The organism is Frateuria sp. Soil773 (assembly GCF_001428405.1).
Taxonomy (GTDB): Bacteria; Pseudomonadota; Gammaproteobacteria; order Xanthomonadales; family Rhodanobacteraceae; genus LMSL01.
In genome coordinates this window covers 8,604-22,710 of the sequence record NZ_LMSL01000023.1, presented here as the reverse complement: position 1 = coordinate 22,710, position 14,107 = coordinate 8,604, and the positions used below count along the sequence as shown (strand labels likewise).

6 protein-coding genes and 1 CRISPR repeat array are annotated in these 14,107 nt (G+C 64.7%); all 6 genes read left to right on the top strand.

The features are described 5' to 3' along the window. Positions 1 to 65: 65 nt before the first annotated feature. The 6 genes from cas1f to cas6f all read left to right on the top strand — a co-directional run bounded on the left by cas1f (position 66) and on the right by cas6f (position 8,822). The gene (gene cas1f / locus ASG87_RS08940; RefSeq protein ID WP_056004007.1) at positions 66 to 1,061 is read left to right on the top strand and encodes a type I-F CRISPR-associated endonuclease Cas1f; all 996 of its coding nucleotides are present in this window, start codon (positions 66 to 68) and stop codon (positions 1,059 to 1,061) included. After that, the gene (gene cas3f / locus ASG87_RS08935; protein WP_056004004.1) at positions 1,058 to 4,477 is read left to right on the top strand and encodes a type I-F CRISPR-associated helicase Cas3f; all 3,420 of its coding nucleotides are present in this window, start codon (positions 1,058 to 1,060) and stop codon (positions 4,475 to 4,477) included. Before cas1f ends, cas3f begins: the two co-directional genes overlap by 4 nt. 383 nt (positions 4,478 to 4,860) lie before the next feature. Next, the gene (gene csy1 / locus ASG87_RS08930; protein WP_082582859.1) at positions 4,861 to 6,225 is read left to right on the top strand and encodes a type I-F CRISPR-associated protein Csy1; all 1,365 of its coding nucleotides are present in this window, start codon (positions 4,861 to 4,863) and stop codon (positions 6,223 to 6,225) included. Then, positions 6,222 to 7,205: a type I-F CRISPR-associated protein Csy2 gene (gene csy2 / locus ASG87_RS08925; RefSeq protein WP_056004000.1), complete on the top strand. Its 984-nt coding sequence runs from the start codon at positions 6,222 to 6,224 to the stop codon at positions 7,203 to 7,205. The genes csy1 and csy2 overlap by 4 nt, the downstream gene beginning before the upstream one ends. A gap of 19 nt (positions 7,206 to 7,224) precedes the next feature. Next, entirely contained in the window at positions 7,225 to 8,250 is a 1,026-nt protein-coding gene (gene csy3, locus ASG87_RS08920) for a type I-F CRISPR-associated protein Csy3 (RefSeq protein ID WP_056003997.1), read from the top strand. Positions 8,251 to 8,255: 5 nt separating this feature from the next. Beyond that, positions 8,256 to 8,822, top strand: coding sequence for a type I-F CRISPR-associated endoribonuclease Cas6/Csy4 (gene cas6f, locus ASG87_RS08915; protein WP_056004379.1), 567 nt, complete (start codon positions 8,256 to 8,258; stop codon positions 8,820 to 8,822). Between the two features lie 130 nt (positions 8,823 to 8,952). Further along, a CRISPR array of direct repeats spans positions 8,953 to 13,673; the repeat unit is 28 nt; unit sequence GTTCGCTGCCGCGTAGGCAGCTAAGAAA. Positions 13,674 to 14,107 lie beyond the last annotated feature (434 nt).

The window sequence follows — 14,107 nt, the reverse complement described above, 5'->3', positions numbered from 1 at the left end:
CTTGCACGATGAGACGCCTTGCCCGCATGCTGGCCCGAGCTGATGCGACAGGGGGTTGCAAGGCGATGCAAGAGCTCGGTCCCGCCGACCTGAAATCGATCCTGCATTCGAAGCGGGCGAACATCTACTACCTCGAGCACTGCAGGGTGCTGGTCAACGGCGGCCGGGTCGAGTACGTGACCGACCGCGGCAAGCAGTCGCTGTACTGGAACATCCCGATCGCCAACACCACGACGGTGCTGCTCGGCACCGGCACCTCGGTCACCCAGGCGGCGATGCGCGAACTGGCCAAGGCCGGCGTGCCGGTCGGCTTCTGCGGCGGGGGCGGCACGCCGCTGTTCAGCGCGAACGAGGTCGACGTCGAGGCCGCCTGGTTCTCGCCGCAGAGCGAATACCGCCCCACCGAATACCTGCAGGCATGGGTGCGCTTCTGGTTCGACGACGACCTGCGCCTTGCCGCCGCCAAGGCCTTCCAGCACGCCCGCACCGTGCGCATCCGCGAGCAGTGGCAGCACCGCGCCTTGCGCGACGCCGGCTTCAGGGTCGACGCGAAGCGGCTGGAGGCATTGCTGCAACGGACCGGCCGGCAGATCGACCTTGCCCGGGACAATACCGGCCTGCTGACCGAGGAAGCCCGGCTCACCAAGGCCCTGTTCAAGCTGGCCGTAGACACGGTCGGCTACGGCGACTTCACCCGCGCCAAGCGCGGCAGCGGCAGCGATCCGGCCAACCGCTTCCTCGACCACGGCAACTACCTCACCTACGGGCTCGGCGCTACCGCCACCTGGGTGCTCGGCCTGCCCCACGGCCTGGCGATCCTGCACGGCAAGACCCGGCGCGGCGGCCTGGTGTTCGACGTGGCCGACCTGGTCAAGGATGCCTGCATCCTGCCGCAGGCGTTCCTGTCGGCCATGCGCGGCGACGAGGAACAGGCCTTCCGCCAAGGCTGCATCGAGGCGCTGACACGCAGCGAATCGCTGGACTTCATGATCGACACGCTCAAGGCCGTGGCGCTGGATACCGCTGCGCTGGCCGCCTCTTCCCCGGAGGCCACGGCGTGAACGTGCTGCTGGTCAGCCAGTGCGACAAGCGAGCCCTCACCGAGACCCGCCGCATCCTCGACCAGTTCGCCGAACGCCGCGGCGACCGTGCCTGGCAGACGCCGATCACCCAGGCCGGCCTGGACACGCTGCGCAAGCTGCTGCGCAGGACCGCGCGCAAGAACACCGCCGTGGCCTGCCACTGGATCCGCGGGCTCGACCACAGCGAGCTGCTGTGGATCGTCGGCGACGCACGCCGCTTCAATGCCGAGGGCGCGGTGCCGACCAATACCACCGCCCGCAACGTGCTCAGGCGGGAGGACGAGAACGACTGGCACACCGCCGAGGACATCCGCCTGCTGGCACAGCTCGCCGCCCTGCTGCATGACTTGGGCAAGGCCAGCGTCGCTTTTCAGGAGCGGCTGCAAGGCAAGCGCACGGAACGCAATCTCTATCGCCACGAATGGGTATCGCTGCGGATGTTCCAGGCCTTTGTCGGAAGCGACGACGACGAGGGCTGGCTGCGGCGGCTGGCCGATCCGGATGCGCTCGACGAGCAGGACTGGATCTCGCCCGGCCGCTATCAGCGCGACGGCCTCGACGCGGCCAACCCTTATCCCTTCCGGCAACTGCCGCCGCTGGCCGCCGCCGTGGCCTGGCTGGTGCTCACCCATCACCGCCTGCCGGTGGCCCCGGCCAGGGACGACGATGGCAAGAGATCCTGGTGGGGCCGGCGTGTCGGCCATTTCGAACGAGCCTGGCTGGACACACCCCTTGCCGCCGTGGCGCACGACTGGAACGAGATTCGCCAACCGGCCGCACAGGCCCAGGCCGAACCGTATTGGCAGCCGGCCGGACGCCTGCCGGTGGCCGAGGCGGGATGGCGCACGCAGGCGGCAAGGCTGGGCAGGCGCCTGCTGGCGCTGCGCGAACGGCGCGGCGCCACGCATGACTGGACCGGCAATGTCTACGTGATGCACCTGGCGCGATTGAGCCTGATGCTGGCCGACCATCACTATTCCAGCCTCGGCGTGGACAAGCACGGGAAGCCGGTGCCGGAACGCCAGGCCTTCCTCCATGATGGCCATCCGATCGCCGCCAATACGCGACGCGACGGAAATGGCCGTACCGTTCCCAACCAGTCGCTCGTCGAACACCTGCTTGGCGTCGGCCATGCCGCCGGCCTGATCGCCCACGCGCTGCCCGACTTCGAGCACCACCTGCCCCGGCTCGCCAACCACCGCGGCTTGCGCAAGCGCAGCGCCGACCCGCGCTTCGGCTGGCAGGACAAGGCTTTCGATGCCGCCCTGTGCCTGCGCGAGGCGGCAAGCGCGCAAGGCGCCTTCATCGTCAACATGGCATCCACCGGCTGCGGCAAGACCTTGGCCAACGCCCGCATCCTGTACGCACTGTCCGACCCGCAGCGGGGCCTGCGCGCCACCTACGCGCTGGGCCTGCGCACGCTCACCCTGCAAACCGGGCGCAGCTATCGCCACGACCTTCACTTGGGCGAGGACGAACTGGCCGTGCTGGTCGGCGGTTCGGCCAGCCGGACGCTGTTCGAGTTCTACGAACAGAAGGCCGAAGCTGGCGGATCGGCCTCGATGCAGGCGCTGCTCGAGGAAGACAGCCACGTCCTCTACGACGGCAACCTGGCCGACCATCCGCTGCTGTCGCGCGCCCTGGCCAACGACGACATCCGCAGGCTGGTGTCCGCGCCGATGCTGGTGTGTACGGTCGATCACCTGGCTCCAGCCACCGAATCGCTGCGCGCCGGGCGCCAGATCGCCCCGATGCTGCGATTGATGAGTTCCGACCTGGTACTGGACGAGCTGGACGACTATGACCTCGACGATCTGCCCGCATTGACCCGCCTGGTGCATTGGGCCGCCCTGCTCGGCACCCGTGTGCTGCTCTCCTCGGCCACCCTGCCGCCGGCCCTGGTGGAAGGCATGTTCATGGCCTATCGCGCCGGCCGCCGCCAGTACCAGCGCAACCGGGGACGCGATGGCGGCCGCGACGACGCTCCGGCCGAAGTCCCCTGCCTGTGGACCGACGAATATGGCGTGCAGGTGCAGCACTGTGGCGACGACGGCGCTTTTTCCGCTGCGCATGCACAGTTCGTCCGGCAGCGCGTGACCCGGCTGGAGGCCGCACCGCCACTGCGCCGCGCCGAACTGCTGCCGCTCGCCATCGCCGCGACCCGGCCCGAACACATCCGCGCCGAATTCGCCGGCCACGTGCGCGACGCCTGCCTGCGCCTTCACCCGCTCCATGCGGAAACCGACCCGGCCACCGGCAAGCGCGTCAGCTTCGGACTGGTTCGGATGGCCAACATCGATCCGATCATCGACGTGGCGCACGCACTGCACGCGCTCGGCGCACCGGAGGGAACCCGCATCCACCTGTGCGTCTATCACGCGCGGTTCCCGCTGGCGCAGCGCTCGGCCATCGAGTTCATGCTCGACAACACGCTGGATCGCCGTGACGCACGGGCCGTCTGGCGCCAACCGGCCGTCCGCGCCGCGCTCGATACGCATGCGGAGCGCGACCATTTGTTCGTCGTACTCGCCTCCCCGGTCTGCGAGGTCGGCCGAGACTGGGACGCCAGTTGGGCCGTGGCCGAACCCTCCTCGATGCGCTCGCTGATCCAGCTCGCCGGCCGCGTGCAGCGGCACCGCCGCATGCCGCCCGAGGCGCCCAACGTGCTGGTGTTCGACACCAACCTCAAGCACTTCGAGCAGCGCGGCACGCACGAACCGGTCTTCGTCCGGCCGGGCTTCGAGAAAGCCACGCAGGACGGCCGTTTCCTGCTGGCCAGCCACAGCCTGCGCGCCCTGCTGGACGACGGCGAATACCGCCGCCTCGACGCCGTGCCGCGCATCCAGCCCCGCCCCGTCGCCGAACGCCAGCCGACCCGGCGCTGGGTAGACCTGGAGCAGGCGCGCCTCTGTGCCGGGCTGCTTCCGCAGGCCCAGCCATCGGCAGCGACCTCGTCGCGCCGCGCCGCCACCGCACCGGCATTGGAGCGCGACCAGTCCGCCTCCTCCTGGCAATTCCCGCAAGCCTCGCTTATCGGCGTGTTGCCGCAGCAACAGCCCTTTCGTGAACACGATCAGCTCGGCTCCAAACTGGTGTTTCTCCCCGATGCCGAAGAGGAAGCACTGGTACCGCACCGCGTCGAAGACGATTCGGCCAAACGTGGCGAATCGGTCTATGTCCCGGCGACCGAGTTGCTGCACCGCGTCGCATTGGAATCAGCCCCGGGGATCGGTCCCTGGGGGGAGTTCGACCTCATGGCCCTGCTCGCTGAACACGCCGACGCTCTCGATCTGACTCTTACCGAAGCCGCCTGCAAGCTCACCTCTGTGGAGGTACCACGCAACGAGCAAGGTTGGCGTTGGCATCCGTCACTGGGGATTGGAAAGAGGAAGTAAGAGGGCATCCATGCCCCGAGCTGCCTATACGGCAGCAAACCAGAATTGCGAAACCTATCACGCAATTTTCTGAGCTGCTTGTCCAGCAGTAAACTGATCATACGATGGAAACTTACAACGCAATGGTTGAAAAAAATAGGGGTCCATGGCAGATTCAGATTGCCCTCGGCGTCGTGGCGCGACGCCGAGGGCATTGCAGTTTGCCGATTAGAACCCGGCCCCAACGCACGAAGGTTGACGTGCAGGAGGATTTGGATGTGTGGAAGAACCCGCACATGACCTCATCAGTCATGTGAAGCGGATACCTATCCGCACCCCACGGCGGCTTGCTGCCGTGGGGATTCTACAGGCATGCCCCGCCAGGGGCGCATGAAAGGATTCCCATGACCGAGGAAATGGAACCGCAATCTCGTTCCGGCCGTTTCCGCACCGCCATCGCCAGCTTCATCGAAGCGCGGCGCCAGGCCAAGCTGAAAGGCAAGGACGACGATGCCGAGATGGCATCGAAGTACGCCTACGCGACGTGGCTGGCCGATGCCGCGCGCCGCGTCGGCCAGATCCAGGCCGTTACCCACGTGCTCAAGGCCACGCATCCGGATGCGCGCGGCAGCAGCCTGCACGTCGCACCGGCCAGCCTCCCGAGCCGTCCGGAGATCGGCAGTCACCTGCTGGGCGAGGACTATGCCGAAGACGTGGTCGGCAACGCCGCGGCACTGGATGTGTTCAAGCTGCTCAAGGTCGTGGTCGACGGCAGGCGCCTGCTCGACTGGATGCAGGCCGGCGACGCCGACCTGCGGGCGGCGCTGTCCGACGATGCCGAACTGGCCGAAGGCTGGATGAGCGCCTTCGCATCGCTGGTGCGCAAAGAGGCGCAGCCATCCACGCACCCGATGGCCAAGCAGATCTATTGGCTGGTCGGCGAGGAACCGCAAGACGATGGGCAATACCATCTGCTCCAGCCCATGTTCTCCAGCACGCTGGCCCATGCCGTGCACGCCGACATCCAGGAGGCGCGCTTCGGCGAGGCAAACAAGGAAGCGCGCCAGGCGTTCCGGGACAAAAAGTCGTCCAGGGCCTCCTATCGCGACTATCGCAATCTTGTCGCCCGCAAGCTCGGCGGCACCAAGCCGCAGAATATCTCGCAGTTGAACAGCGAGCGCGGGGGTGTGAACTACCTGCTCCCCTCGTTGCCGCCGCCTGCCTGGGAACAAGGACGCGCATCGAACCTGCTCAAGCGAGAATCGGCATTGGAGGTTCTTCACTGGTACGGCGGCGTACGCGACCTGATACGGACGTTCGCCAAATTCCTGCTCGACAACCCCGATCCGACAATGGAAACCCGTGAGCGGCGCGAGGCCATCGCGCAGGCCATCGGCCAGGAGCTGGCGATGTTCGGCGTTGCGGTCCGGGCGCGCTATCCGGCTGGTTGGACCCGCGACACGGCCTGTGGGCTACCACTCTATGAGCAAGTTTGGCTCGACCCCGACCGCATCGATCTTCCTGTCCGCAACGATCCCGAGCATCAGGACTGGACGACCGACGACCAGGCATTCAGGGAAGCATACGAATTCGGCGACTGGCCGGACCAGGTCGCCGGCCGCTTCGGCCTCTGGCTCAACCAGCAGTTGCGCGACAAAGGACTGGCGACGATGGCCGGCCCTGAAATGCGCCACTGGGCACGCCAGGCCATCCTCGACGTGGCATGGCCGATACCGCTGCAACGCCGCGCGCAGGGAGACGCAGCATGACCACCTGCCCGCGATTCAGCCATCTACTCGTTCTGCCCCGCCTGCGCGTGCAGAACGCCAACGCCATCTCGAGCCCGCTCACCCACGGCTTCCCATCCATGACGGCCTTCCTCGGCCTGGCATGGGCGCTCGAGCGCAAGGCCCGCAAGGCCGGCATCGCGCTGGAATTCAATGCCGTCGGCGTGGTCAGCCACGGCCATCAGGAACAGGTAACCGAAGGCGGCTTCGTCAAGGCGTTCCGCCTCACCCGCAATCCGGTGGACAAGGATGGCAGCACGGCCGCCATCGTCGAGGAAGGCCGCATCCACCTCGACCTGAGCCTGGTGCTGGCGGTTCACGCCGGGCATTGGGATGCCGACGCGCAAAAGGCCGACCTCTCCGCCATCGTCGAGCTGGTGTCCGGCATGCGCGTAGCCGGCGGCACGGTACTTTCGCCGGAACGCCCGCAGCCACGGCGCTACCAGCCATGGCTGGCCGACTTCACCGGCACTGAAGAGGACCAGCGCAAGGCATTCCGGGAAGTATGCGTGCGCCTGCTGCCCGGCTCGACGCTGGTCTCGCGCGACGACCTGATCGACCGGCGCCTGGCCGACCTGCATGCCGAGACGCCCGAAGCCACCCGGCTCGACGCCTGGCTGTCGCTGTCGCGCGTCAACTGGCATTGCGACGCCGAAGGAGAGGACGACAAGGGCAGTTGGAAGCACGACCGAGCCGACCTGGGCTGGGCGGTACCCATCCCGGTCGGCTACGGCGCGCTCGGCGAGCTGCACGCCGCCGGCAGCATACCCAATGCGCGCGACGCCACCACGCCCTTCCGCTTCGTGGAAAGCCTGTACTCCATGGGCGAATGGATCGGCCCGCACCGCCTGCGTTCGCCGCACGACCTGCTCTGGTACGCCGACAGTCGCCCCGACGAAAAGCTGTACCGCTGCCGCAACGACTATCGCCCCGTGGCCGATTTCGTCGGCTCCACTCTCTGATACGACAAGGAATTCCATCATGGCCAACGAACTCAAGACCGCTTCCGTGCTCGCCTTCGAGCGCAAGCTCGACCCCTCCGACGCGCTGCTTTTCGCAGGCGACTGGGCAGCACGCGACGATTCGGCAGCGTGGGCGGCGGTGACGCTGCGCGAGAAGTCCGTGCGCGGCACCATCTCCAATCGCCTGAAGACCAGCGGTCAGGACCCCGCCAAGCTGGATGCGGCGATCCAGAACCCGAACCTGCAGACCGTGGACGTCGCCGCCCTGCCCGCCGATGCGGACACGCTCAAAGTGCAGTTCTCCCTGCGCGTGCTGGCCGGCACCGGCCAGCCCTCCGCCTGCAACGACGCCGCCTACCGGCAGAAGCTGCTCGCCACCGTCGGCAGCTACGTGCAACGGCACGGCTTCGGCGAACTGGCGCGCCGTTACGCGGCCAACCTCGCCAACGGTCGCTTCCTGTGGCGCAACCGCATCGGCGCCGAACAGGTGGAAGTGATCGTCGCCCATTTGAAGGAAGGCAAGGCCGTCGCTCGATGGACCTTCGATGCCCTGGACCATTCGATGCGGGATCTGGATGCTTCGACCGATGACGCCAAGGCACTCGCCGAACTGGCCGGCGCGATCGCCGCCGGGCTGGCGGGCGATTCGCATGTGCTGCTGCAAGTCACCGCTTTCGTGCGCATCGGCGCCGGGCTGGAAGTCTTCCCTTCGCAGGAACTGATCCTCGATCGCGGCCGGGGCGACAAGAGCAAGACGCTGTACCACGTGGATGGCGTGGCCGCGATCCACTCGCAGAAGATCGGCAACGCCCTGCGCACCATCGACACCTGGTACACCGGCGCCGCGGACAACGGTCCCATCGCCGTCGAGCCTTACGGCTCGGTCACTACCCAGGGCAAGGCGTACCGCCAGCCGAAAGAGAAGCTGGACTTCTACAACCTGCTCGACAACTGGATCATCAAGGACAAGGCACCCGACCTGGAGCAACAGCACTTCGTCATCGCCACTCTGATCCGCGGCGGTGTGTTCGGCGAAGCCGGTTGATCGCCATGACTACGCATTACGTCGACATCACCGTCGTACCCGATCCGGAGACCGGCGTGCCGCCATTGCTCGGCGCGCTGTACGACAGGCTGCACCTCGCCCTGGTGCAGCAGCGGCTGGAAAGCGTCGGCATCAGCTTCCCCGGCTACGGCATGGCGCCACGAACGCTCGGCGCCACCTTGCGCCTGCACGGCGGCAGCGACACGCTGCGGTCGCTGCTGCAAACCGATTGGCTCAAGGGCATGCGCGACCATGTCCGGATGACGGACATCGCCGAAGCTCCGTCCAACGCCCCGCACCGCACCGTCCAGCGCAAGCAGTTCAAGACCAGCGCCGACCGGCTGCGGAGGCGGCGCATGCGGCGCAAGGGTGAAACGGCAGAGCAGGCGGCCCAGGCCATTCCATCCACCATGGAACGCCGCCCCGGCCTGCCCTACGTGCACCTGCGCAGCCACAGCACCGGGCAACCGTTCTGCCTGTTCATCGCCCTCGGACCGCTCGCCCCGGCCGCGACTCCGGGCAGCTTCAACAGCTACGGCCTGGGCGGGACCACCACCATCCCCTGGTTCTGACCCTTTTTCAGCACCGCACCTTTCAGGCCATACCATTCAACAACTTGGCGGCTGGCCTTCCAAAAGGGGCCAGCCTTCTTTTTTTGCCTTTCTTGCCCGTTGATCAAATACTTGGCGGAATGAAGCTCTAGTTCGCTGCCGCGTAGGCAGCTAAGAAATCCACTCGCCGAACCCTTACCACCATTACCATGTTCGCTGCCGCGTAGGCAGCTAAGAAAGCGTGGGCATCCAAGTATTTCGCCGCCGGGCAGTTCGCTGCCGCGTAGGCAGCTAAGAAATCTTTAGGCAATGCGCCCACCTGCGTAATTGCAGTTCGCTGCCGCGTAGGCAGCTAAGAAACAAACGGGGCACGAGCCGCCCATCGCACCCGGAGTTCGCTGCCGCGTAGGCAGCTAAGAAAAACGGGCCTGGATGTGGCCTCGTCGCTTGGCGGTTCGCTGCCGCGTAGGCAGCTAAGAAATGGCTTCGGTTCCCTACGCGTTCGATATCCACGTTCGCTGCCGCGTAGGCAGCTAAGAAATGCTGGACCAGCAGGCCCTTCTCGGCCACGCGGTTCGCTGCCGCGTAGGCAGCTAAGAAATTGAATATGGCGCACTGGATATTGCTCATTGCGTTCGCTGCCGCGTAGGCAGCTAAGAAATGCCCCGTGCCCAGGTTCGACCCCTGATTACCGTTCGCTGCCGCGTAGGCAGCTAAGAAATCTGGTGTTATTGGAACGCTTTATCAGCCGAGGTTCGCTGCCGCGTAGGCAGCTAAGAAAACGATATCAATACCGTGATGACCATGCTTCGCGTTCGCTGCCGCGTAGGCAGCTAAGAAATTCACTCTTCTTCTGCTGCGTCGGTTCCGACTGTTCGCTGCCGCGTAGGCAGCTAAGAAAAGCCGGCGCCGCAGCCGGCGCAGGCGGTCATGGTTCGCTGCCGCGTAGGCAGCTAAGAAAAATGGCTGGCGACGCTGCGGCCGATTTTCTTGGTTCGCTGCCGCGTAGGCAGCTAAGAAACAGGGCTTACCCAGCAACTCGATAGGCGGAATGTTCGCTGCCGCGTAGGCAGCTAAGAAAACGGCACCTTGCGGTCCGTGGTGTCTTTCTCGGGTTCGCTGCCGCGTAGGCAGCTAAGAAAGCCAGCTTTGAACAGACCGCCCCGCGCCTGCTGTTCGCTGCCGCGTAGGCAGCTAAGAAATTTGAAACGCGAGGGCAGCGATTCCCGCGTCAGTTCGCTGCCGCGTAGGCAGCTAAGAAATCGCGCCCTTTTTTTTGGGGTGGACGTATGGAGTTCGCTGCCGCGTAGGCAGCTAAGAAATCACGGTGCGCACACAGCCGCGTCTTTACTGCGTTCGCTGCCGCGTAGGCAGCTAAGAAACAATTGAGCATCGGTGAGTTCTTCCGGATAGCGTTCGCTGCCGCGTAGGCAGCTAAGAAAGACTCAGAACAGGTGGGGCAGTTGGTCTACGTAGTTCGCTGCCGCGTAGGCAGCTAAGAAATTCGCGCAGGCGACGGACGGCGAGGTGGATACGTTCGCTGCCGCGTAGGCAGCTAAGAAAGTTGAGGGTGGCACATACGATCCCTACAAGCGCGTTCGCTGCCGCGTAGGCAGCTAAGAAACTTGGTCTTCTTGGCCGGTGCTTTCTTGGCGGGTTCGCTGCCGCGTAGGCAGCTAAGAAATGCTTGGTGATGGCTTCCTTCACCGCGTTGTGGTTCGCTGCCGCGTAGGCAGCTAAGAAAAGCTCATAAGCCGGATCGAGCCATGCCGGCTTGTTCGCTGCCGCGTAGGCAGCTAAGAAATCGCCGCGCGCTTGTCGAGCTTTTCCAGCGCCGTTCGCTGCCGCGTAGGCAGCTAAGAAATTCGATGAATGACCAGGTGTCCAGGTACACGCGTTCGCTGCCGCGTAGGCAGCTAAGAAATGAGGACGCACGCTGCCCGCCGACGTATCGACGTTCGCTGCCGCGTAGGCAGCTAAGAAATCGCGCAAGCGCTTCTAGCAGCGGCTCAGGAAGTTCGCTGCCGCGTAGGCAGCTAAGAAATGCTGGGCGATGGCATATGGTTATCGACTTCTGTTCGCTGCCGCGTAGGCAGCTAAGAAATGGGCGACCTGACCACGCGGCTCCGCGCGAACGTTCGCTGCCGCGTAGGCAGCTAAGAAATGCGTGCGCAGGTGGAGTTCACCCCCTACGGCGTTCGCTGCCGCGTAGGCAGCTAAGAAATGCAAGCGCGCAACCCGAGCCATGGCTGCAGTGTTCGCTGCCGCGTAGGCAGCTAAGAAACACACCCACGCCCCAACGGCGCAGCTTGCTCTGTTCGCTGCCGCGTAGGCAGCTAAGAAAACAACCATGCCTTCATGTCACCGCCTCCCCAGGTTCGCTGCCGCGTAGGCAGCTAAGAAAATGCGCATGCGCGTACCACGAGCATTGCGTTTGTTCGCTGCCGCGTAGGCAGCTAAGAAATGCGTCGTCGTGTCGATGCCGCGAATAGCAGCGTTCGCTGCCGCGTAGGCAGCTAAGAAATCCGATCTGAGCGCCCTGCTCCACCGTCAGGGGTTCGCTGCCGCGTAGGCAGCTAAGAAAACGCGCATCGGCGGTCAGGCCGCTATCGACCTGTTCGCTGCCGCGTAGGCAGCTAAGAAAACGATGGTGTCGGCAGGGCCGGGAGCAGCTGCGTTCGCTGCCGCGTAGGCAGCTAAGAAAGGCGGGCTTTTTCATGCCTCCAGCGCCATCTCGTTCGCTGCCGCGTAGGCAGCTAAGAAATTGTACAGAAGCCGCCCAAGCAAGCCGAGAACGTTCGCTGCCGCGTAGGCAGCTAAGAAACAGGCGAGCCGGGCTCGTGGCAGTCTGATCCGGTTCGCTGCCGCGTAGGCAGCTAAGAAAACTAACCAAGCTGTTGTCGGGCTGCGGAGCAGGTTCGCTGCCGCGTAGGCAGCTAAGAAAAGGACTCGGGACTGATCCGCCCGCCACTCCACGTTCGCTGCCGCGTAGGCAGCTAAGAAACCACCAGGGCCGCCAGTCCACCCACACCCGCGGTTCGCTGCCGCGTAGGCAGCTAAGAAAGTCAATGCCGCGCACGCAGTGTTTCACCGGCCGTTCGCTGCCGCGTAGGCAGCTAAGAAAAGCCGGGGGCGTGCGTGTCCGGTGGCGACACCGTTCGCTGCCGCGTAGGCAGCTAAGAAATGACCCGCCTACCGACATTCGAGCCTCCGATCGTTCGCTGCCGCGTAGGCAGCTAAGAAACCTTGGACGGGTCGGGATCGGCGCCACCCGCTGTTCGCTGCCGCGTAGGCAGCTAAGAAACTGACGCCGAAAGCGTTGCCCGCATGTGCGATGTTCGCTGCCGCGTAGGCAGCTAAGAAATTACCGTGAAAATTCTTGCAGGGGGGAATGGCGTTCGCTGCCGCGTAGGCAGCTAAGAAAAGCGCACGCAGCCATCCCCCCAGGAAACACTTGTTCGCTGCCGCGTAGGCAGCTAAGAAAGGGACGGCGTAGCGCGTGCCCTGCTCCGTATGGTTCGCTGCCGCGTAGGCAGCTAAGAAAGGTAGAGGCGACGTCCGTGATGCCGCCGGAGCGTTCGCTGCCGCGTAGGCAGCTAAGAAAAATCCGTGAGCCGAGCCTCAAGTGTTGTTGAGGTTCGCTGCCGCGTAGGCAGCTAAGAAAAAAGCCGTACCGTGGGCTGAAGGCCGGTTGCGGTTCGCTGCCGCGTAGGCAGCTAAGAAAGGCGTGTCCTCCTCGTCGGTTCCATCGATCCAGTTCGCTGCCGCGTAGGCAGCTAAGAAAACCAGCACGTCGGGTGCCGCGACCTCGCCAGCGCGGTTCGCTGCCGCGTAGGCAGCTAAGAAATGACACTGCGATATGTGGAGCTGGCCGATGCAGTTCGCTGCCGCGTAGGCAGCTAAGAAACGGCCCGGCGACGCTCGATCCCAAGAGCTTCGGTTCGCTGCCGCGTAGGCAGCTAAGAAATTCGCGGAACGGGTTGTCCTTGGACAACACGGGTTCGCTGCCGCGTAGGCAGCTAAGAAATGGATGCGACGCTGCTCGGCCTCGTGGTCGCGGTTCGCTGCCGCGTAGGCAGCTAAGAAAGGTATGGATCGCCCACGCCACGCGGTGCGCCAGTTCGCTGCCGCGTAGGCAGCTAAGAAAAGATCCGTACATCGCGGCGCTGGAAGCCCTGCGTTCGCTGCCGCGTAGGCAGCTAAGAAATGCGTGAGGTCGCGGGCCGCCTCGTCGGGTGGGTTCGCTGCCGCGTAGGCAGCTAAGAAAGAATCCCCGGCAGAACCGATTTCGGCCAAGTCAGTTCGCTGCCGCGTAGGCAGCTAAGAAACAGGTTATCCGGTGCGAGTACCTGACGCCGGGGTTCGCTGCCGCGTAGGCAGCTAAGAAATGCTCACCGATCCGAAGATCAAGGCGCAGATGGTTCGCTGCCGCGTAGGCAGCTAAGAAATTGCACAACGTACCGGCATAAGGCTCGATGCTGTTCGCTGCCGCGTAGGCAGCTAAGAAATGCTCGCGCCGGCGCTCGATCCGCGCATCACATGTTCGCTGCCGCGTAGGCAGCTAAGAAATTCACCGACGAGGTGAAGGAGCAGCTGGTGGAGTTCGCTGCCGCGTAGGCAGCTAAGAAATGCGGCAGTCCGGCCTCGGCCTGTTCGTCCAGGTTCGCTGCCGCGTAGGCAGCTAAGAAAACCTTGGCACCGTAAGCGATCTGGTAGCTGATGTTCGCTGCCGCGTAGGCAGCTAAGAAAATGTAGCCTGCGGCCATCAGGCTTTCCAGCGTGTTCGCGCCGCGTAGGCAGGCAGCTAAGAAAAGTCGCGAAAGGCGGACCTTAGCCCATGGACGGTTCGCTGCCGAATAGGCAGCTAAAAACTCCCGAACACCCAGACCAAAGCTTGCCGCCAACGAAGGGCACTCTTGGGGAACGAGTCGAAGGTTACTGGCTTACCCTCCGCTTCCGTGCCACACCACCAAAGTGACCGCGGCGGACAATCGTCCGGCTATCGGTGACGCCGGTCGCTTTCCTGCCGCGCACCCGTGCGTTAGCCTCCCTGGACGCAGGAATGCGGGCGCCGGGGCGCCACGGGGCATCTCCTGCCAAGGAGGCAGGTTCGTATGGAACGGATGGATGCCGCGACGTTGCTGTCAGCCATGTTCAGCGCCGCGACCCGCCTGTACGCCCTGGAAGGCGACGGCGCANCTGGCGCAACTGCAGGTGGAACGATGGTACGGCGAGGAAGCGCTGTCGACGTGCTACGCCTGGACGATCGACGCGCTGTCGACCGATGCGAACCTCCCCCTGGACAC